The sequence below is a fragment of the Umezakia ovalisporum Ak1311 genome (assembly GCF_029891685.1).
Taxonomy (GTDB): Bacteria; Cyanobacteriota; Cyanobacteriia; order Cyanobacteriales; family Nostocaceae; genus Umezakia; species Umezakia ovalisporum.
This window is the reverse complement of the sequence record NZ_JANQDJ010000034.1, coordinates 18,694-39,289: the sequence shown is the minus strand read 5'-3', so window position 1 is coordinate 39,289 and position 20,596 is coordinate 18,694. Positions and strand designations below refer to the sequence as shown.

20 protein-coding genes are annotated in these 20,596 nt (G+C 41.2%); 7 read left to right on the top strand and 13 right to left on the bottom strand.

What is annotated here, in order from left to right; translation table 11 throughout:
• Positions 1–77 precede the first annotated feature (77 nt).
• The 4 genes from NWP25_RS05015 to NWP25_RS05000 form a co-directional block, all read right to left on the bottom strand.
• On the bottom strand, positions 78–800 hold the full coding sequence (locus tag NWP25_RS05015; RefSeq protein ID WP_280651289.1) for an SDR family oxidoreductase: 723 nt from the start codon (positions 798–800) through the stop codon (positions 78–80).
• A 384-nt stretch (positions 801–1,184) separates the two neighbouring features.
• Positions 1,185–2,165 (bottom strand): acetyl-CoA carboxylase carboxyltransferase subunit alpha, encoded by a 981-nt coding sequence (locus NWP25_RS05010; RefSeq protein WP_280657094.1) that lies wholly within the window; start codon positions 2,163–2,165, stop codon positions 1,185–1,187.
• Between the two features lie 86 nt (positions 2,166–2,251).
• The gene (locus NWP25_RS05005; protein ID WP_280651287.1) at positions 2,252–3,289 is read right to left on the bottom strand and encodes a long-chain acyl-[acyl-carrier-protein] reductase; all 1,038 of its coding nucleotides are present in this window, start codon (positions 3,287–3,289) and stop codon (positions 2,252–2,254) included.
• A gap of 287 nt (positions 3,290–3,576) precedes the next feature.
• The gene (locus NWP25_RS05000) at positions 3,577–4,272 is read right to left on the bottom strand and encodes an aldehyde oxygenase (deformylating) (protein WP_280651286.1); all 696 of its coding nucleotides are present in this window, start codon (positions 4,270–4,272) and stop codon (positions 3,577–3,579) included.
• A gap of 176 nt (positions 4,273–4,448) precedes the next feature.
• Here NWP25_RS05000 and NWP25_RS04995 point away from each other — a divergent pair, with 176 nt between their 5' ends.
• A complete protein-coding gene (locus NWP25_RS04995; protein ID WP_280651285.1) occupies positions 4,449–5,276 on the top strand; it encodes a carbohydrate ABC transporter permease in 828 nt (275 codons plus the stop codon).
• Between the two features lie 35 nt (positions 5,277–5,311).
• Here NWP25_RS04995 and NWP25_RS04990 read toward each other — a convergent pair whose 3' ends face one another.
• From NWP25_RS04990 to NWP25_RS04975, 4 genes are all read right to left on the bottom strand, one after another.
• Positions 5,312–6,343, bottom strand: a complete 1,032-nt coding sequence (locus NWP25_RS04990) for a hypothetical protein (protein ID WP_280651284.1) — start codon at positions 6,341–6,343, stop codon at positions 5,312–5,314.
• A 276-nt stretch (positions 6,344–6,619) separates the two neighbouring features.
• Positions 6,620–7,096, bottom strand: coding sequence for a tetratricopeptide repeat protein (locus tag NWP25_RS04985; RefSeq protein WP_280687686.1), 477 nt, complete (start codon positions 7,094–7,096; stop codon positions 6,620–6,622).
• 108 nt (positions 7,097–7,204) lie between these two features.
• The gene (locus tag NWP25_RS04980; protein ID WP_280651282.1) at positions 7,205–8,143 is read right to left on the bottom strand and encodes a homogentisate phytyltransferase; all 939 of its coding nucleotides are present in this window, start codon (positions 8,141–8,143) and stop codon (positions 7,205–7,207) included.
• Between the two features lie 124 nt (positions 8,144–8,267).
• Entirely contained in the window at positions 8,268–9,110 is an 843-nt protein-coding gene (locus tag NWP25_RS04975; RefSeq protein ID WP_280651281.1) for a methyltransferase domain-containing protein, read from the bottom strand.
• A gap of 149 nt (positions 9,111–9,259) precedes the next feature.
• Between NWP25_RS04975 and NWP25_RS04970 the strand changes: the two genes are divergently transcribed.
• The 3 genes from NWP25_RS04970 to NWP25_RS04960 all read left to right on the top strand — a co-directional run bounded on the left by NWP25_RS04970 (position 9,260) and on the right by NWP25_RS04960 (position 11,928).
• On the top strand, positions 9,260–10,594 hold the full coding sequence (locus NWP25_RS04970; protein ID WP_280651280.1) for a TrkH family potassium uptake protein: 1,335 nt from the start codon (positions 9,260–9,262) through the stop codon (positions 10,592–10,594).
• Positions 10,595–10,767: 173 nt separating this feature from the next.
• Positions 10,768–11,463 carry a potassium channel family protein gene (locus tag NWP25_RS04965; RefSeq protein ID WP_280651279.1) on the top strand — a complete coding sequence of 232 codons (696 nt, stop codon included), beginning with the start codon at positions 10,768–10,770 and terminating at the stop codon, positions 11,461–11,463.
• Positions 11,464–11,544: 81 nt separating this feature from the next.
• On the top strand, positions 11,545–11,928 hold the full coding sequence (locus tag NWP25_RS04960; RefSeq protein WP_280651278.1) for a DUF4346 domain-containing protein: 384 nt from the start codon (positions 11,545–11,547) through the stop codon (positions 11,926–11,928).
• Positions 11,929–11,948: 20 nt separating this feature from the next.
• Here NWP25_RS04960 and psb32 read toward each other — a convergent pair whose 3' ends face one another.
• Positions 11,949–12,686 carry a photosystem II repair protein Psb32 gene (gene psb32, locus NWP25_RS04955; protein ID WP_280651277.1) on the bottom strand — a complete coding sequence of 246 codons (738 nt, stop codon included), beginning with the start codon at positions 12,684–12,686 and terminating at the stop codon, positions 11,949–11,951.
• Between the two features lie 124 nt (positions 12,687–12,810).
• Positions 12,811–13,644, bottom strand: coding sequence for an SDR family oxidoreductase (locus tag NWP25_RS04950; RefSeq protein ID WP_280651276.1), 834 nt, complete (start codon positions 13,642–13,644; stop codon positions 12,811–12,813).
• Between the two features lie 440 nt (positions 13,645–14,084).
• Between NWP25_RS04950 and gatA the strand changes: the two genes are divergently transcribed.
• The 3 genes from gatA to NWP25_RS04935 all read left to right on the top strand — a co-directional run bounded on the left by gatA (position 14,085) and on the right by NWP25_RS04935 (position 18,178).
• Positions 14,085–15,542, top strand: a complete 1,458-nt coding sequence (gatA, locus tag NWP25_RS04945) for an Asp-tRNA(Asn)/Glu-tRNA(Gln) amidotransferase subunit GatA (RefSeq protein ID WP_280651275.1) — start codon at positions 14,085–14,087, stop codon at positions 15,540–15,542.
• Between the two features lie 474 nt (positions 15,543–16,016).
• Positions 16,017–16,895 carry an alpha/beta hydrolase gene (locus tag NWP25_RS04940; RefSeq protein WP_280651274.1) on the top strand — a complete coding sequence of 293 codons (879 nt, stop codon included), beginning with the start codon at positions 16,017–16,019 and terminating at the stop codon, positions 16,893–16,895.
• A gap of 251 nt (positions 16,896–17,146) precedes the next feature.
• Positions 17,147–18,178 carry a helix-turn-helix domain-containing protein gene (locus NWP25_RS04935; protein WP_280698956.1) on the top strand — a complete coding sequence of 344 codons (1,032 nt, stop codon included), beginning with the start codon at positions 17,147–17,149 and terminating at the stop codon, positions 18,176–18,178.
• A gap of 10 nt (positions 18,179–18,188) precedes the next feature.
• On the opposite strand, the gene NWP25_RS04930 is transcribed toward NWP25_RS04935, so the two are convergent.
• The 3 genes from NWP25_RS04930 to NWP25_RS04920 all read right to left on the bottom strand — a co-directional run bounded on the left by NWP25_RS04930 (position 18,189) and on the right by NWP25_RS04920 (position 20,329).
• Positions 18,189–18,866: an HAD family hydrolase gene (locus NWP25_RS04930; RefSeq protein ID WP_280698955.1), complete on the bottom strand. Its 678-nt coding sequence runs from the start codon at positions 18,864–18,866 to the stop codon at positions 18,189–18,191.
• A 261-nt stretch (positions 18,867–19,127) separates the two neighbouring features.
• Positions 19,128–19,898: a glucosamine-6-phosphate deaminase gene (locus NWP25_RS04925; RefSeq protein WP_280651340.1), complete on the bottom strand. Its 771-nt coding sequence runs from the start codon at positions 19,896–19,898 to the stop codon at positions 19,128–19,130.
• 269 nt (positions 19,899–20,167) lie between these two features.
• A complete protein-coding gene (locus NWP25_RS04920; protein ID WP_280651271.1) occupies positions 20,168–20,329 on the bottom strand; it encodes a hypothetical protein in 162 nt (53 codons plus the stop codon).
• Between the last annotated feature and the right edge of the window lie 267 nt (positions 20,330–20,596).

The window sequence follows — 20,596 nt, the reverse complement described above, 5'->3', positions numbered from 1 at the left end:
GAATTATTTGTCTTGCTGATTTCAACTTGGAATTTTGCTCACCCACAGGTGTACAGAGTCAAATCATACTCAGCAATTTAAAGAGCGCCAGCACTAGGCATGAGGATCAATTCGTCGATGACGGCTTGTTGTGGTAGTAACGCGGTGTGGAGAATTGATTGGGCAACAATTTCTGGCGTTAACATTTTTCCACGTTCAAAATCCCCATGGACTGTTTCTGTGTCCCACAGTTCTGTGTTAACAGCACCAGGACAAATGGCAGTTACACGAATGCCGTGGGGGCGTTCTTCTTGTGCCAAAGTTTGCGAAAGTGCCATGACACCAGCTTTGCTGACACTGTATGCTCCCCAACCAGGAAAAGGTTGCTTGGCGGCAATAGAGGCTACATTGAGAATTGTGCCTGTGCGGCGATCCCGCATTCCCGGCAAAATTCCCATCATGCACTGGAACAAGCTGGTGAGGTTGAGGTTGATGACTTGCTGCCAATCTTCTAAGGGGGTTTCACTTAAGTTGGCTGTGTATCCTATGCCCGCATTGTTTACTAAGATATCTATCCCCCCAAAATCAAGGGCGATGGCTTGGATTTTTGTTTTTACTTGAGATACATTAGCAAGATCTACAGCGTAGGCTTTGGCTGATACTCCTGTATGCCTGGCTGCTTCTGCTATTGTTTCTAACTTATCTAAAGAACGGCTCACTAGGGCGACATCAATTCCCGCCTTGGCGAATGCTAAAGCCGTTGCTTTGCCAATTCCACTGCTAGCCCCGGTAATGAGGGCACGTCGTTTCTCAAGACTCATGCTCTTTCCCAATTTTTTGGCAGTTCTGAAAGCTTTTTTCCACCAGCCAATTATCCAAATCTTGCGGATTGGTTAAATTAGTTAAATTTAACTAACCTGAATTTCCGATGATTCCTCGTTGATAACTAACTGCTAATTTTTTCCGTCAGCATGGGTATTTTTTCCCGTCAGGTATTTTCCCAGTGAGGATAGCAAACGTTTAACTGGGAAATTATGTCATATTTTCCAACGTGATGACTAAATAACACGGAAATTACTGATCAAATCAAGTTGATTTGCTTAAAACAGAAGAACCTACGGCTATTTAAAGATTGTTAACAATCTTTAAATAGCCACAGGCATTATAGCATTGCTGATGAGCAGGGAAGTTATTTTCTCCCAGTATCAGTGTAGAGATTCAGTAAAAACACCAATCTTACGGAATTTTTCATAGCGCAGTTGTCGGCGTTGTTGAGATGTTAAGCGATTGAGTTCGTCCAAGTTGTCTAATAAGCTCTGCTTGAGAGTTGTAGCGGCTTTGAGCGGGTCTGTATGAGCGCCACCAGTGGGTTCAGATAATATCTCATCGATGATGCCTAAGTTTTTCAGGTCGTGGGAAACGATTTTCAGGGCTACGGCTGCTTGTGGAGACTTGCTGGCATCTTTCCATAGAATAGCGGCACAGGCTTCGGGAGTGGCAACAGTATAAACGGCGTGTTCAAACATCATCAGATGATCGCCTACGCCGATACCTAAAGCGCCGCCAGAACCACCTTCGCCAATAACTGTGCAGATAATTGGTACATCAAAGGAAAACATTTCCCGTAAATTGTAGGCGATGGCTTCCCCTTGACCTTGATGTTCGGCTTCGATACCTGCCCAAGCGCCTGGGGTGTCGATAAAAGTTAAAATCGGCATCCCAAACTTGTTAGCGTGTTCCATTAAGCGTAGGGCTTTTCGGTAACCCCCAGGAGAAGCCATCCCAAAATTACGGGCTACATTATCTTTGGTGTCGCGGCCTTTTTGATGACCCAACATTACCACTGGCTGCCCGCCCAAACGACCTACACCACCAACTAAAGCTGGATCGTCACCACCGCAGCGATCGCCATGCAACTCCATCCATTCATCACTAATGGATTGAATGTAATCAAGAGTACTCGGTCGACGGGGATGACGAGCTACTTGTAGGCGCTGAGACGGTGATAAATTACTAAAAATTTCCTCCCGTAGCTGCATAGCCCGTGTTTCTAATTTGCGAATTTCACCGGAAACATCAACGCCATTTTCTTCTGCAAGTTGCCGAATCTGATCAATTCGGTTTGCCAGTTCTGCTAGTGGCTTTTCAAAATCTAACAGTAGTGGTTTGCGCTCGGTAGTTGCCATCGTACAAGTTAAGAGTGTTGAGTGTGGAGTTATGAAAGGTGGGGATGTAGGGTATGGACAAGGGGCTGTGATTGACTTAGCAGTAATTAGTTCATGACTAACGACTCAACTAACAGTGGTCTAAATCCGTGTTTGATTGATGCTTGACCAATCTGCTCCATTTTGTCTACGGTAATCTGATTACGTCCCCAAGAAAAGTTCGTGTATAACTTCTCAAATTCCAGCAGCATTGATTCGGCAAAACAAGCAAACAACTGGCGTGCCGGCACATCCATATTGACTATTTTCATAATTTTCCAGTCAATATCCAGAGAATGTTCAACAATCCCACCACTGAGAACATACACGCCAGGATGCTGAATTTTAGTAGCTAAGTTTTTAGGATAGCCACCATCAATTAGCAAACAAGGCCGCTTTAAAACTGTAAAATCAATTTCTACGCCTTTAGGCATGCTAGCAACCCAAACTATAATATCGGCTTGGGGTAGCGCTTCATCCAATGCCATAATTTTTCCACGCCCCAGTTCGCTTTGTAAATCTGTGAGACGTTCATAGTTCCGGGCGATGAGCAAAAGTTCTTTAACATCTGTTTTCAGATTGAGCCAGCGTGTAACCGCACTGCCAATATCTCCAGTTGCGCCACATATAGCAACAGTGGCTTTCGACAAATCAATTCCTATTTGTTTCGACGCTTTTTCCACCTGTTGACAAATAATGTAGGCAGTGTGAGTATTCCCCGTGGTGAAGCGTTCAAACTCGAGTTTGATGTTGCGGACTTGCCTAAACTGCTCTAATTGAAAATTTTCAAAAATAATTGAGGAAAATCCACCCAGAGCAGTGATATTGATGCCATGCTTTTGAGCATGAGCCATAGCGTTGAGAATTTTGCGTGTTGCGGCCTTGATGCGGCGATTAGCTAGCATTTCCGGCAAAAAACAAGATTCTACATACCGTCCTTCTATTGTCTGTCCCGTGACACTGGTCACTGAGATTTCGTCAACAATTTGCGGCGGGGCGCTGCACCAAAAATCTAGCCCTTGGTCGGCATATTCTGGGTAACCAAGTTCTTTGGCTACCGCTTGTGCGTGTTCTAAACTAGTCAAATGTCCAATTAGACCAAACATGTATTGATTTATTAGGCGTGTGCTTTGTCGAAAGCGTTGAATAAGTGGGCAAGAACTAAATGCTAATTCGTAACTCGCAATTACGAAGTTTTGACTTTATCCTAGTTTTCCTTTTGCTACCTCTCGGATTTTTATTGTAAATTGATACAATTTTGATCCAGAAGCAACAAAGGGTAAAATGTATTGAAGAAAACACAGTCAATTGCAGTCTCATCTTTTGAGTACTGAGAATTTTCTTGCCAGTGGTTTTAACTCAGCTACTCAGCACTCAGTAACGAGGCCTTCAATTAAGCGGCTGTGAGTCCATAGGCTGACATGCGCATAATATCTTTGGTAGTAAAACCAATGTTACTTAAAGCTTCACCATACTGAATCATGAAGTCTTCTACTAAAGCTTCTTTTTCCATTGCTAAGATGTGGGCATCGTCTTCTACTTGATTTAGCATTCTCCAAACAATGGGTAGGTTTTGGCGATTGGCTGCTTCTAATTCAGCTTTGGATTCAGCAAAGTGTTCTTTCAACCAAGCTTCTCCGAAGTTGAGGTGACTATACTCATCTTTTACTACTCCTTCAGTTATTTTACGGGCAAAATCATCTGCAACGGGAATGTAGATGTTATATGCTGCGATGGCAAAGCATTCAATAATCAAAGACTGAATCAGCAAGCAAGTAACTACTTTACCTTCAGCTGCCGCTGTTTGGAAATTTCCGTGTAGTCCAGCAAAAAACTGTCGAGCAAACTGCATATCTGGTGTTACTGCTAGATTACGCCCACAAGCTTCAAAACCCTTTTTGTGGCGATTTTCCATTTTAGACAAACGAATTAGTTCATCTTTACAATCTGGGAGCATTTCTCCTAGTGAGATGTAATTTTCAGAAGCTTCTTGTTCTCCTTCAATGACAATGGCATTAATCCGACTGTAAGCATCTTTGTATTTTTCGCTGTGGAAATCAATTTCTAACTCGGTTGCAAGTTGTTGCATGGTGTGTTTACTCCTGTAAACTTGAATCATTTGCTACAAAAATTTGATTTTCCCTGTTTATTGAGGGTAATGATCACTATGGTTTAATTTAACTTAACAAGTCACTATGTTATAGATTAGCCTTTACTGGGGGCGATGCTCTAGTAAGAGAACACAAATGCTTTAACGCTCAACTCATGCCCAAAAACAACTGCAATCTAAAATCTACCAATTTTTTCAGGTTAGGAGTATTGCTATTAGGGGCATTTATTGTCCTATTACCCTTGCTCGTAGTCTTTCTTACCTCTTTTGTACCTCCAGGCGATACCTTAGAAGTTTTAACCAAAAGTAACTGGTCTTTAGTTAATTACCACGATGCATGGCAACGGGGAAGGTTTTTACTAGCGTTTGCTAATTCTACCTTAGTCGCGATCGCTGTGACGGGTTTTCAGATGGTCACTTCTGCATTGGCGGGTTATGCTCTGGCCAGATTGAAGTTTCGCGGTCAACAAGTTCTTTTACTGGTTGTCTTGGCTACTTTAGTAATTCCCTTTCAATTATTGGTGATTCCCATCTTCTTAGTTTTAAAGTGGGGACACCTGATAAATACTTATGGGGCGCTGATTTTACCGACTGCGGTCAATGGCTTTGGAATTTTCTTGTTACGTCAGTATTTCCAAACAATTCCCGTAGAGTTGGAAGAAGCAGCAACCATAGATGGAGCGAACCGATTGGAAATTTTGTGGCGAGTCATGTTGCCTTTAGCCCGTCCAGCTCTGGTGACACTGTTTCTGTTTACCTTCATTGCTGAATGGAACGATTTGTTTAAGCCGTTGGTATTTACCACCAGACCAGAATTGAGAACGGTACAGATGGCTTTAGCAGAGTTTCAAGAGCAATTTACCAATAATTGGCCCCTGATGATGGCTGCAGTGACCATAGCAACTGTTCCTATCATGGTGCTATTCCTTATCGGTCAGCGTCAATTTATTCGCGGTATAGCTGCCACAGGAATTAAGAATTAAGGTGAAAAAAGTATTCTTTTACCAATGACCGATGACTAACTCGTTTCCTGGATTTGTAAACGGATTGCGTGTTCAGTACTGCCACTCAGTCGTAGTTCCATGACTTCACCACCGAGAGGTTCGATGCTACTGAGGAGCTCTCGCAGGTGGGGTGTACTAGCACCAGTATCTACATATAGGCGATCTGCTAAATTCCCAATGCGTTTCCAAGTCATGTACAACTTGGCAATTGTTTGTTCTATCTGTGATGCTTGATTGACCAAATCGGCGGCTATACTCAAACAGCCAATTCTTTGCGCTTCTTCTAGTGCTGTTTCAATGTCGATATCTGCCTGTGTCAGTGCTTGGACTTGGGCGGCAGATTTGAGATATTTAGCTAGGTGACGGGCTTCTGAAGTTATCTGTTTGATGGTATCAATATCAGGACTAATAGTAATTTCTTTTTGAATAAACTTTTGGTGTGGTTCTGGCAGTTTTTCCATTTCCTTTACCAAAGGAGCAATGTAGCGCGAGGGAAGGGAGTTTTCTGCTGCTTTTACCTTCACTGATTCAGGTAATAACTCCGAGGACATGGCTGTCCATTCGTCGGTGAGTTGGCGGACTTCTCGCCTCGTGATTTGGTCGCCTTTTTGTGCCGCTTCACTGACCATCTGTTGAACTTCAGGGACTGCTTTTGAGGTTTCGACAAATGCCCTTTTGCTAAAGTTATTAACCGAGCTTGGGTCAAGTTTTCCTTCTTCTAGGAGAGTATCAGCGCTATTAGCTAATTGAATCCAAGCGTAGGCTTGACTTTTACTAATTTCCCGTTCTTTCAGCCATCTGAGAAATCCTGTGCCACGTCCGTCACCACCTTTTTTCTCTCGATCGCGGATGGCCCGTAAAATTCGTCCCCGCCAGATTTCGGTTTGCAGGTCGAAGCGGTCGCATACCTGCCAAGCTACATTCAACTGTTGTTGAAAGTCTGAGTCTAAAATCTCTTCATCTTCTGGATCGGGCAGTTCAAAGCTGAGGTCGGCTGGTTGTTGCAAAGCCGCAGCAAGGTCGTTAATAGATTCGGTATCTTGCACAATTGATAGCTAACTAGTGTATGCAATCGGCTTATTATTACATACTTTTGTGACTCATTCCCACTACTGGATATCTACGAAAAAAAATGTAGGAAAAATTCATGAATTATTTCTATGATGGTTATGGAAAACGCAGATTTGATTTATTGATATCTCTATTAGACTGGGTACGGATAAAGAGCGTTTCTTTTTTCATACCGCTGATCAAGTCTTACTCTAAACCTCTCGTTAATCAGGAGAGGGAGCAATAAAGGATTTTTTTGCTGCTAGATAAATCTAGACTTGATTCTCAGATTTAGTGTTAATTTTCTCTAACAAATGACTGATTTTTTCTGCCCGTTGGGGCTGGCGCTGTTTTTGCAATAAATCTTGAGCTTGTTGTAGATTAGCTTTTGCTTTTACTGGCTGATTTTCCTGTATTAAAACATTAGCTAGACGCAAGTAGGCATCAGGATTTTTAGGACTGCTGCGAATCACTTCTTGGTATAATTCTGTTGCCTCTTTGACCTTGCCTTGCTCTTTTAAAATATCTCCCAATAGCAACCTTACCACGTCATTAGTAGAGTTGATAGCAATCACCTGCCGAAAAGCTACTTCTGCGCCTTCATAGTCTTTTTGTTGATAAAGATTTACCCCTTTTTGGAAAAAGTTAGAGGTAATCAAAGTTTTCCAAGAAAAATAAGCGAGAATCGCCAAAGCAATAATAACTGAGGTTATGGCAAAAATATCAGTGGGTTTAAAATTTTCTAACATATAGAACTCCTATTTGATTTTTCAACACAACTGGGTATATTTTTACTCATTTTACCTGCTCCCTCTCTGTACAAGTAATTTCAGCAATCAAAGGGGATTACTATAGTTTTAAGCTAAAAGACAAGCGATAGGGAACATAATATATTCCAGGTAAAAGAGTTTCCAAATAAATTGGTAGAATTGGGCAATCGCAGTTTTATCTTCCAAGTCCACTGCTAAACTTCGCATCCACATCCCAGCCATCACTACCAGATGACTCATCACCACAAATTCTGGGTTCATGGCGGGAAAACGCAGCACACCCACTATAATTATTGCCAAATAGGAAAGAGTTAGCACCCAAAGCGCCAAATTAAATACTGCTTGTGGGCCCAGCTGGATAGTTAAAGTAGTGATATTGTAAAGGCGATCGCCTTCTATATCAGGTATATCTTTGAAGATGGCGATGGCAAAGGTAAACACCAAGATAAATATTGTCAGTACCCAAACTGCGGGCGGAATTGTGGGAGCTTGTCCCAATAGCCAATTGAAATGCAAAAATAGCCCCAAATTCACAATAGTTCCCCGCACTGAAAAAATACATAGTGCTGCCCAAAAGGGAAATTGCTTCAAGCGAATGGGTGGTAAAGAATAAGCAGTACCAATTGCCAAACTCACAATCACCATACCTAACAAAAAAGGCCCAGTTAGCCAGGCCACAACTAGGGAGAGAATTCCCATAGTAATGACAATTAATTGCCCTTGCTTCTCAGAAAATTCCCCTGACGCCAGGGGTAAGTGAGGTTTATTAATTTTGTCAATCTCAACATCTTCTAGTTGATTCAACCCGACAATATAAATATTCCCACACAAACAGGCCACCCAAGCGCCCAGAAGTGAAATTAATTGCCCAAGAGAAAAAGCAGTTGCAGTGATAGCAATGGCAATTAAATACAAGCCCCACACACTTAAACTCGTGCCAATAATTGTGTGTGGACGGGAGAATTTCCAGAAAGCATAAAGCCAAGTATTTTTGAAATTAGAAGAACCACCAGAAATTTGACTCATAAAAACTTTCAATCAATGACTGTGGACTGGGGAATGGTCATTCACAAGCAGGTCAGCAGGAATAAACCCAACTATGTTTGTTGTGAAAAGTGAACGCCCCTTAAACCCTGATTAATCACGACCCTTATTTATTTCCACACAACAACCCAAAGCGAATTAACCCACGTTGATAACCGTCACGCATTAATCCCAGTGATAATGCGCCTTGAATAGTTGTCCAACCGGAAGTAAGTAACCCGAAAATCCCTTGGGGGGTTAAAGCGGAATCAATGACAATATTCCAAAATGGCGCAACAGCGGTTGACCAATCAGCAGTGCGGAGATGGTTTAATGGAAGTTGACGAGCAATGGCTTCATATTCTGCTAAGGAAATGACGTAGGGTAGACAATACACCCGATAAATATTTTGCAAATGCTTTTGTTCATCTGTTGTCAATGGTGAGTCATTAGTCGTACGATGACACCAAGTTACCAAAATCAGCCTTCCACCAGGTTTCAACACTCGATAGCACTCTTGCAAAAATTTAGTTTTATCTGGCATATGTTCACCACTTTCTAGTGACCACACCAAGTCAAAGGAATCGTCAGCAAAAGGCATTGCTTGGGCGTTTGCGACTTGAAACTGAGTCCTACCACTCAAACCAGCATCCATAGCGCGTTCTTTCGCCCTACGGGCTTGTACTGGACTTAAAGTAATCCCTGTTGCTTTAGCATTAAACTTACCTGCTAAATAGAGAGAACTGCCGCCAATACCACAACCCACATCCAGAATGTTTTCTGCTGTTTCCACCCCTGCCCACTTGAGTAATTCTTCGATTAAATCAATTTGAGCCTGTCGGCGGTCTTTTTTTTGGTTACCATCCGCCCCGTAGTAGCCGTGGTGCATGTGCTCACCCCAAATCTGTTCCCACAGACCGGAGGAAGCATCGTAAAATTGCTGTATTTGCTGGTAAAGTGATCTGCTCATAGACAAGGCCATGTTTAAACAATGGCAAATTTAAATAAACATACTGGTAGGCTACCATGTGTGTTTTTAATTGAATAATAATGTTTTTGCTTCCAGGGCTGTTAACTGATGTATATTCCCTAGAAGGATTTGTAAGTGTCTATTTTGTTATGACTGTTTCTCGCACAGTTTGCTTGGGATTTTTAGCTGTCATCACAGTGGGAACCATCTTGCTAATGATGCCTTTCTCTACTACCACTGGTACTTGGAATGACCCAATTGTGGCACTATTTACAGCAACTTCCGCTGTTTGTGTCACTGGGTTAGCTGTGGTTGATACTGGGACTGATTTTTCTTTTTGGGGTCAGTTGTGCATTCTGCTTTTAGCTCAAATTGGCGGATTAGGGTATATGACAACCACTACTTTTCTAATTCTGCTGGTTGGACGTAAGTTTAACCTTCGACAAAAAATCGCTATTCAACAAGCTTTAGACCGACCGGGAATGCATGGTAGCACCCAAGTTATCCAGTCAATTATTGCCACAACTATGGTTTTTGAACTTACAGGTATCTTTTTACTTATACCTGCATTTGTTCCTGATTATGGCTGGAATCAAGGAATTTGGCTGGCTATTTTTCATAGTATTTCCGCTTGGAATAATGCTGGCTTTAGCTTATTCTCAGATAGCTTAGTGGCATATCAGTCATCTTTGTTAGTAGTATTCACTATTACAATGTTGATAATTTTTGGTGGCATTGGCTATCAGGTAATATTAGAAATGTATCTTTGGTTGCGCGATCGCCTGCTGAAAAAAAACACTAACTTATTATTTTCTTTGGATTTTAAGGTGGCATGTAGCACCACCTTAATACTTTTATTCATGGGAGCAATCGCATTTTTTGTCATCGATATCAAAAACCAGGAAACATTTGGTTCAATGAACTTAAATACCCAGTTACTTGCAGCTTGGTTTCAATCAGTTACTACTAGAACTGCTGGTTTTAATAGCATTGATATTAGTAAAATGACACCTGCTGGGCTATTTATTACTATTGCATTAATGTTTGTTGGTGCCAGTCCGGGTGGCACAGGAGGAGGTATAAAAACCACAACACTAAGAGTTCTTACCAGTTGCACGAAAGCAATTCTCCAAGGTAAAGAAGAAGTTTTATTATATGAACGGAAAATAGCAATATCTTTAATTTTAAAAGCTGTTGCTGTTTTAGTTGGTTCCGTAGCTATGGTGCTGTTGTCTACAATTTTAATTTCTCTCACAGATCCAACACTAAATTTTATTCAACTTCTGTTTGAAGTTGTATCAGCATTTGCTACAGTAGGACTTTCTACAGGTATCACTAGTAGCATCTCAGTGGCAGCAAAGCTGATTTTAATTGTCACCATGTATGCGGGAAGAGTGGGTGTTTTACTGCTGATGGCTGCTGTGCTGGGAGACCCCCGCCCCAGTAGAATCCACTATCCTGAGGAAAATTTACTTGTGGGATAGATGATCATGTAAATAGGGTTATCTAATGTTCATTAATGACTAATTCATCAATCAACGTTAGTAACATCAACTGATAAAATATGAATGAGTAGGCAAAAAACTAAAACTTTTAACCAATTTTAGTGTAATTCTCTTTACCCTGGCTCCAAGTAGCGAAAATAAGGATAACAAATGTGAATCTGTCATCAATAGGCTTTTTTCGCAGTTTGCGTAGAGATAACCATCAGTTTGCTGTAATTGGGTTAGGTCGTTTTGGTAGGTCAGTGTGTTTAACATTACACAAACTGGGTTACCAAGTACTGGCAACAGATGTTGATGAAAGGCTAGTATCGGAAGTATTAAATGAAGAGATAGTTGGTCATGCTTTGCAGCTAGACTCAACTGAACCAGCTGCCCTTAAAGAAGCAGGAATATTTGAGTTTGATACGGTAATCATAGCTATTGGTAACTACATTCAAGAAAGTATTATCACTACTTTGAATGTTAAAGAGGGTGGTGTACCTCATGTAGTGGCCAAAGCTTCCAGTGAAGTTCACCGTAAGCTATTAAAACGAGTGGGTGCAGACCATGTAGTGTTCCCTGAATATGAAGCAGGTTGTGCCCTGGCACGCTCACTGACTAAACCATCTATATTAGACCGATTTGATCTCGATCCAGAAAATAGTATTGTAGAAATGATTGTGCCTGAAGAATTCCACGGTAGAACCATCTCCGAGCTGCAACTGCGTAACCGCTATGGCTTGAATTTACTGGCTGTGAGTCAGGATGGCAAATTTAAAATCAATCCAGAACCCACCAAGCGCTTGGAACGCGGTACAGCAATGGTAGTAATTGGCCACAACAAAGATATTAATCGCTTGCCGATTTAAATCAGATAAATGGAAGATAGGAATTACACTTGATATGGGTGTAAAGAACCTATAGAAAAAATTTTGCTTTTTTGAATGTTTATGGATTTAATACTTGAAGATTTGGCGGCAATTGATGCTAAACTTTCTCAACGTCATATTGATCTTGACCCTGGTGGATATTTCATTGTCTATTTAGATCGAGCAGCTGGGTTAATTTATGCCAAGCATTTCACAAATGTGATTAATGATCAAGGTTTGGCAGTGGATCCAAAAACTGGGAGGGTAATTCCTGCTAGAGGCAAAGTGGAACGAACTCACACAAATGTTTTTGCTGGGAGGACGGCGAAGGAACTTTGTGTCAAGATTTTTGAAGAAACTCAGCCCTGTCCAGTCACTCAGTTAGACCACGCGTCTTATTTAGGTCGCGAATTTGTTCGTGCTGAGGTGGCTTTAGTCACAGGGCAAGAGTATGTTCAAGATTGAACTGAGGAATAACTTTCCTATTAGCCATCAGATGATGGTTGTCTCACCTGGTACACAAAGTAAGTGGCCATCGGGATGATGGTGGCGGCAATTAAAAGTCCTACTACCCAAGCAGTAGCGTTACCTTTATCAGTATCTTCCGCTTTTGTAAAAGTACCCTCCACCTGTACAGTTTCAGTAACTTCCGGTGGGCCCGGATCTGGTTCCCCAGAGAGGACGGCAACTAAGCGATCACTTGCATCGACAAATGCCTGGTTGTATTTATTACCTTCTCGTAACGGTACACCCAAAGTTTCTGAAACTACACTCTCGGCAATAGCATCAGTCAATAATGACTTAACTTGTTCACCAGTGATAATAGCAGTACCGTTAGTCACGGTATCTAACACCAACAATGTTTGATTAGCTTGTTCTGCTGGTGTCGGAAACCACTTTTTAAACAGTGCTTGACTAAAACTTTCAGGGGTTTCTCCGTAATCCAGGCGACGAATAGTCACAAATCTAACTTCATTACCTGTTTTCTTAGCCAAATTATCAAAGGCGCTGCTCATTTTACCTTCACTAGCGCGACTAATAATTTCACCTTGATCTACAATCCAGTTGCTTCCGTTAGCGGTGAGATTTGGTATTTGATATACACCCGTAGCTAATGCTGGTGTAGTCAACACTGAATTACCGAAAATCACCATCACTAAAGGTACAATTAGCCGAAGTAGGTATCTTTTAACACTAAATATTCTGTTAAGTATCTGTTTCATCGGATGAGCTCTGTAAGACAGCCTTGCACCAAAAATACTACATTTTTGCCTGTAATCAGCAGATAAATCTTTCCCGGTATAAACAGTCAAATAGACAATAGAATCCACAAAATCTAACTGTTGTTCAGAAAATTTTTTTACTGAGTGGAGAAAAGATTGTTTCCCAATCAATTATCGGTGGTCTTGTTCCTTTGTTGACTAAATTAAAAGCTTGATTTTCTGTCGATGGGTGAAAAATAGATTCTACACAAGCACCAGCTACGTCAATGCGGCTCGCATCACCTAAAAGTTGGTCGCCATTCTCCACTATTACACCTAGCTTTCCTCTTGTCTTTGCCTGTAGCAAGGTGTTGAGGTCGTATGAAGTGTAAGGGCCGTCAATCAAGCGTCCGGGACGGATAATGGTGTAGGGCAATCCAGAGTTGACAATGGCTTGTTCTCCCTTTTGTTTTGCATCAAGGACACCAAAGGTATTGAGAATATTAAAAGGTGGTTGATTTTTGCGCTCAACTCCGACAGAAGAAATGAAAACGAATCGCTTCAAATCAGATGGTGCTGCTGAGACTAAGTTGCTGACACCTTCAGCATCTACTTTTTGTGGGTTATTTTTGGCTTTGCTGTTGCGATATTCCGAGTCAATCAAAATTCTTCCCCATTCCAGCAAGTTAGGTTGTGAGTCAAATTCCCATTTCTCCGAGGGAAATGCGGTAGTCCCAGTACAACAGATAATGTAATTGACATCTCGCATGGCTGGGGCGAGGGTAGTAATATCACGGATGTCACCCACAGCAATTTCGACTTTTTCGTTAAACATTTTTGTCGCTTTTGCACCGTTGCGTGCCAGGGCACGAACTTTCATAGCCTTGGACAGCAGGTTGGCGGTGACAAGTTGACCTACGCCAGCAGTGGCACCAGCAACTAACACTAAATCTTCAATTGAGGGTGTTACAGAAGTCATAAACTGACCTTGAGATAGTTTATGTTAATTTAGCTAATACTTTGAGTGTAATGTTTCTCCCTAGAGAAAGCGATCGCATAGAAAAACCCGGTCATGATAACCGGGTTTTTCTATCAAGAAGTGGGGATATGTTCCCCTAAAAGTTATAGAATTTCTGTATAAATCGTCCTACTAACAAGTAATACCACAACAGCAAAGACAATTCCGGAGAATTCAAAAAGTTTTTTACCATAAGTGTAATTGCTCACTTGCCAGGTAAAACATCTTCTAGCGGTGGGACTGTCAAAATGTAGGGTGTTTACCTATATAGTCGGGGCAATGGTCAGGATCCGAGGCAAGGTAGACTGTGGCACTCAATTACTTTCAACACCTCATACCAAATATTAAGTACCCTGAAAAATGTACTAAGATGAGAGACTTGAGTCAAAAAGAGAGCAATCATGGCATCCATCCGCGATCTGCATGAACAGCTGATTAAAAAAGAATGTTCTGCTGTTGAAATTACCCAAAACGCTTTAGAGCGTATTCAAGCATTAGAACCGAAATTACACAGTTTCTTACACGTAACGACAGAAAAGGCGTTAGAACAGGCTCGTGCTGTGGATGCCAAAATAGCTGCTGGCGAAGAAATTGGGCTGCTGGCGGGGATTCCTATTGGCATTAAAGATAATTTGTGTACTAGGGGAATTCCTACTACTTGCGCTTCTCGAATTTTAGAAAATTTTGTGCCGCCGTATGAATCAACAGTGACACAAAAATTGATTGATGCCGGAGCAGTGATCATCGGCAAAACGAATTTAGATGAATTTGGTATGGGTAGTTCTACGGAAAATTCCGCCTATCAAACTACGGCTAATCCTTGGGATGTATCAAGGGTTCCAGGTGGTTCTTCCGGGGGTTCGGCGGCGGCGGTGGCGGCTGAAGAATGTGTCGTTTCCCTTGGTACTGATACTGGGGGTTCTATTCGTCAACCTGCGGCTTTTTGTGGTGTTGTGGGTATAAAACCAACTTACGGTTTGGTTTCTCGCTATGGTTTGATAGCTTACGCTTCATCTTTGGATCAAGTGGGGCCTCTTGGACGCACAGTAGAAGATACTGCAATACTATTGAATGCGATCGCAGGTTACGATGCCAAGGATTCTACCAGCCTGAAAGTTGAAATCCCCAACTACGTTGCCAGCTTAAGACCCGAGTTCAGGGACAGAGGAAAGCTGCGAATTGGGGTGATTAAAGAAACTTTTGGTAATGGGTTAGATTCTGTTGTCAAAGAAGTTGTGACTAAAGCCATAGCACAATTGCAAAGCTTGGGAGCCGAGGTTCACGAGGTTTCCTGTCGCAATTTTCCCTATGGCGTACCCAGTTACTACATCATTGCACCATCAGAAGCATCAGCCAATCTGGCTCGTTACGATGGTGTGAAATACGGTTTCCGTGCTGATGATGCAGATAATCTGCTGTCTATGTACACTCGTACCCGTTCCACTGGTTTTGGTACAGAAGTTAAACGCCGGATTATGATTGGGACTTACGCTCTTTCGGCTGGTTATTATGACGCATATTATCTGAAAGCGCAAAAAGTTCGGACTTTGATTAAACAAGACTTTGAAACTGCTTTTAAGAAGGTTGATATATTAGTTTGTCCTACTACTCCCAGCACAGCATTTAAAACAGGAGAAAAAGTTAGTGATCCCCTGAGTATGTATTTAAACGATTTGATGACTATTCCCGTAAATCTTGCAGGTTTACCGGGATTAAGTATACCTTGTGGTTTTGATGACAAGGGATTACCCATTGGATTGCAGCTGATTGGTCAGGTGCTTCGAGAAGACCAACTATTTGAGGTGGCTTATGCTTATGAGCAATCAACTAGTTGGCTTGTGAATCAGCCAGAATTGTAATTACCGTTGGCGGATGGAGCGTTAGCTAGTGCGTAATTGTAACTAGTGGATTCCCTCATCCCCAGTCCCAAGTTCTTTATTGTGAACTACCCCTCGGATTTATCCGAGGGGTTGCAACTGACTAGGTAAGTTTCCTTTACCCCCACAGGTTGCGACTTCTGACGAGCTATTGGATCACTGCACATCCACTCTATCCTATTGGTGGTAACAATAGGGGACTTTGAACTAGTTGCACTGCTTGCAGATTGTGGCGACCGATGGTGACAACTGTCTGGCAAGGACTGTTCCATACCTAGCTAGCTATGTCTAGCCAACTTGATTAACAGAATTTCTGTTTTTGGATCGACTTATGGTTTAGTTTGATTTTAATGGAAACTAACCAACTTGGTTTTGTTAATAAATATTTATGCCATTTATAAATATCTGATAAAGTATAAATCCTAGTAGTTAAATTTAAACAAAGCGCAATTTTCAATGCAATTGAGTTTCCATTTGCTACTGATGGTAGAAATAATTATTCTCATTGCCTACCTTGGCATCTGTATACTTTTGTTTGTCAAGCAGCCTCGGTTCATTTTCTTTCCCTCTAGTGTGGTTGAAAGAACACCAGAATTTTTTCATCTTCCATACGAGGATGTATGGCTACCTGTAAGTGTTAGCAATGGTCAGCCAAAACTTATTCACGGTTGGTGGATTCAATCCGTCCAAGCAGATGCGGATGTGTTGCTGTATCTGCATGGTAACGGCTTCAATATCAGTGCTAACGTTGGCCATGCTTATCGGTTTCATGAACTAGGATTTTCCGTGCTTTTGATTGATTATCGCGGGTATGGTCGCAGTGAAGGTTACTTTCCTAACGAAAAGCGGGTCTATCAAGATGCAACCGTAGCTTGGAATTACCTCCTACAAGAGAAACAAATTCCGCCGGAGCAAATTTTTATTTATGGGCATTCTATGGGGGGGGCGATCGCCATTGACTTAGCAGTTAAACACCCACAAGCAGCCGGATTGATTGTAGAAAGTTCCTTTACTTCTATCCGGGATATGGTGGTTTATAGAAACGTCTTTCGGACTTTTCCGGTGAATTTAATTTTGACCCAGCGGTTTGAATCGATTAAAAAAGTACCGCAGTTAAAAGTACCAGTACTATTCATTCATGGTACTGCTGATACAACTGTACCATCTTTCATGAGCCAAGAACTTTATCATGCCGCTCCCGAACCAAAAAAACTACTCTTAGTGCCAACAGCAGAGCATAATAATACAGCTATTGTTGCTGGTGACGAATATGTGCAATCAGTCAGCTCTTTTGTACAAGAAGTGAAAAGCTACGGAGTTATAAGTAACAATTAAGATATTAATTTTTGAAGATATTCTTTATAGGTGTTAAGCATATATTTCAAAATTGCATCAAGGGGATGGCTCAACTACTGGCAAAAGCAGGGTTTGAGAGAACTAATCAATTCAACTCTAATACAGTATTTTTACTGATTTTTCGTTAAAGATTGATATTTGATACAAAAGATTCCGGATGGTCAAGGAAAAAAAACGATAAATATACAGACATAACCACTTTTGCCTCAATATCAGGAGCAACTCTGATCATGACCATGACACCTGTATATTTGTTCACAATTCCTGGAAATCCTAGTGTCAAAATCTCTCAAGATGAATTACGTTCGCTCTTGGGTGAAATTGAAGCTGAACTTCACAGCAGTAAAGTTTATCTTCGTGCTGTGGCTAAATTAAAAAAATTGCTGGGACCTACAGGAGAACAAGTCAAGATTTTGTTAAAAGCTGTGGGTAGAGAGGCTATTAGTTTGGCATTCCAGCAATTCGCACAACCAGAAAAATTGAGAGAGTCTATTCAAGTTTCACCAACTGTTAAACCAGAAACAGTCAGTGATTCTTCAACTAGTAAACCAGAACTCCAAACCACTAATACAGATAGTAGGAAAAGTAATCTATTAGCGGAATCGACCATTAAGTTAAAAAAATGTTCGGAAACAAACTCTTCAGGTTCAACACTAAACAACGGGTTAAATTTGTATAAAAAATCAAACCCGACTCAACTAACCAAGCAAGCAGCAGCAGAGCAACGTCAAGAAATCATGTGCAGAATCGGTCAACAACTCAAACAAGCTCGTGAGTTTCAAGGGCTTTCTCTGCAACAAATGAATATTTACACTCATGTGCCAATTCACTATATGGAAGCAATAGAAAATAGCAAGTTCGATGTGTTACCAGAAGATACTTTGGTACGCGGATTTATTGGAGCTATGGGGAATGCTTTAGGACTAAATGGCAAAAACTTAGCTGCTTCCTTGCCACCAGGGGATGTCATGCAGTCAATTTTACCTTCTTGGTATAATTCCATAAAATCCCCTGGGGGATTGGTAATGGATATTCGTCCTATACACCTGTATGTAGGCTATACAGCCCTTGTTTCTGGGGCTGTGGGAGGATTATCTTTGATTTCTCAGCAAGCAAAGACTGACAGGGATGTGAATCCAAATATACTAACTTCTCCATCTTTGTCTGTTTTCAAATCCTCTCAGATGTCGGAAGTAAATGTTAAACCAGGGCTAAACTCTGGTAGTGTTGGTTCAGACATTGCCCCGCCAGAAATTTTTTAAGAGTTAGCGATCATTTGACGAGGCTTAAATCTTGCTCTATCAAAGAGTTAAGAAATTTCCACAACTGCAAATCAGTAAAGTCTACAATTGCCATTAATGTGCCAACCTGTTGCAAGACTTGCGGAGCATGGGTGGAAGCTATGCCAACGGTACGAATACCAGCACCGACGGCGGCACGAATACCAGAGGGAGAGTCTTCTAATGCGACCGCTTGTTCTGAGGGAATTCCCAACTTGTGCAATGCAACTTTATAGGGCTCAGGATCAGGTTTACCTGCTCTGCAATCATCAGCTAAAACAATTGTGTGGAAAGCATCTTTGATGCCCAAAACTTCCAGCATAAATTGTGCATTTAATCTAGGGGCATTGGTTACCAAAGCACGTTTTAGCTGATGTCTTTCTGTCCATCCTATTAATTCAGCAAATCCACTCAATGGTTTGAGATGCGGGGCGAGTTGCCGGAAAAGCGCCTCTTTTTCCTCTGCCAATTTTTGACCCTCCGCTGCTGATAATTGTGGCAGAATATCTCTGAGTATTTCTGGGTTTAACCGCCCACTAATGCGAGATTTATAGAGTTTTTCGTCAATTTTAACACCATAACTCAGCAGCATTTTTTGCCAAGCTTGGTAGTGTATGGGATCAGTATTGACGATGGTGCCGTCTAAGTCAAAGAGAATTGCAGCCAGCATGATTTTGGGGTAAGTGTCAATAATTGTTAATTTAATTTACATAGTGTACATGGTTTTTGTCCTCCAATGTATCAGGAATGGTTAAAAACTGTAGATTATCTGGGGTGATTGGTTTGCAGGGATGGGGCGGGGGAGATGGCCACCCCACAATGGTTTTATCGACAACCAACAAGCCAAGTATTTTCATGCTGTGGTTTTGGGGGTATGTCAAAAACAAAGTTTTTAGTTCCCTCTATTAAAAATCAAAACTTGTCTGTGTGTTTACAGTAAACTGGCGGAATTCGCATCCAAAAATAATGTCGCCTGGGATTGTTGACGCAAAATTGAAGCAGGGGAATTGATGTTAATTGACCCTGTGAGTATCTGTTTAACTATCTGTGCTTTACGTTTTTCTGGCGCTAAACAAAGAATTTTTTTGGCTGAACAAATCAAAGGTAGAGTCACAGTAAAAGCGTACTGAGGAACACTATCAATATTGGGAAAATAACCTGTGTTAACTTGTTGCTGACGATTGACTGTATCTAGTTTGACCAGTTTAACACTGTAAGGATCTTGAAAATTCGCTACAGATGGATCGTTAAAAGCTAAGTGTCCGTTTTCACCAATACCAAGACAACATAAATCAATTGGCTGTGCTTGTAATAGTTTTGTATAGCGATCGCACTCTGCTAGAGGTTGCAAGGCATCACCTTCTATATAATGAAATTGCTGGGGACAAACCCGCTTCTCTACATGTTCTTGCATATAGCGGCGGAAACTTGCGGAGTGATCAGCTGTAATTCCCAAATATTCATCTAAATGAAATAAGGTAATGCGAGACCAATCTACATCCCCGAAAGTGATCAAAGCGTCGAGAAATTTGAGTTGGGAGTTTCCCGTTGCTAAGAGGACAGCTGCTGTTTCCTGTTGGCATAGAACTTGCTTTAAATAGTTTTGGGCTATTTCTGCAACTTTTTCTGCCATTTCTACTTCAGAGTTGTAAATCTGCACCAATAAATCATCAACGCGAAAAAAGTTTGTGGTGGCTGGCATTTGCTTAGATGGTTTATAACGCGGTTTGAAGTTAGATAAACAACCTTCTAAATAGCTACAGTCTTCACACTTTAGTTCCTTGCCAGGATTTTCGCACCCACAAGGAGGATTGACAAAACAATCAGCAGGGCTTTTGGGTATGGAATACTTTTTTAATATATAGTAAAGAGTGGCTTCTTGTAAACAAAAAAGAATATCTTGCACCATAAAGACGAGAAGCTGAAATCTATTTCCTTGATAATTCACAGTGTATATAAATGTGCAGCATATCAGCGATTCCATGCCGGCATTTTATCTTCCACCACCAACTCATGGTTTTGAGAGTTACCAGTCTCAGGTACTATAACTTTTAAAGTTATAATTTGTATATTATTAATTAATTGGTATACGTGACCAATAACTTGCCCTAGATGTCCTGTTTGTTTATTCATAACATAATCACCTACCTACATTAAACATAAACATAATAAGATGGAACTATGAAAATTTATAAATCATCCTTAGTATATTCTTATTATCTATACGCTAGTCCAGAAAAACCTCATGCTTTGATAGTGTTTTATCTGAATCTTAAGTAATAGTTTGTATCACCAAATTTACTTCTTTGGATATAGGAATAACAGATAAATTACCTGTATCCCAGAAATTAGTTGTACAGATTGGAGTGCTGAGGAATGCTAAGTAATTTAGCCGAGATG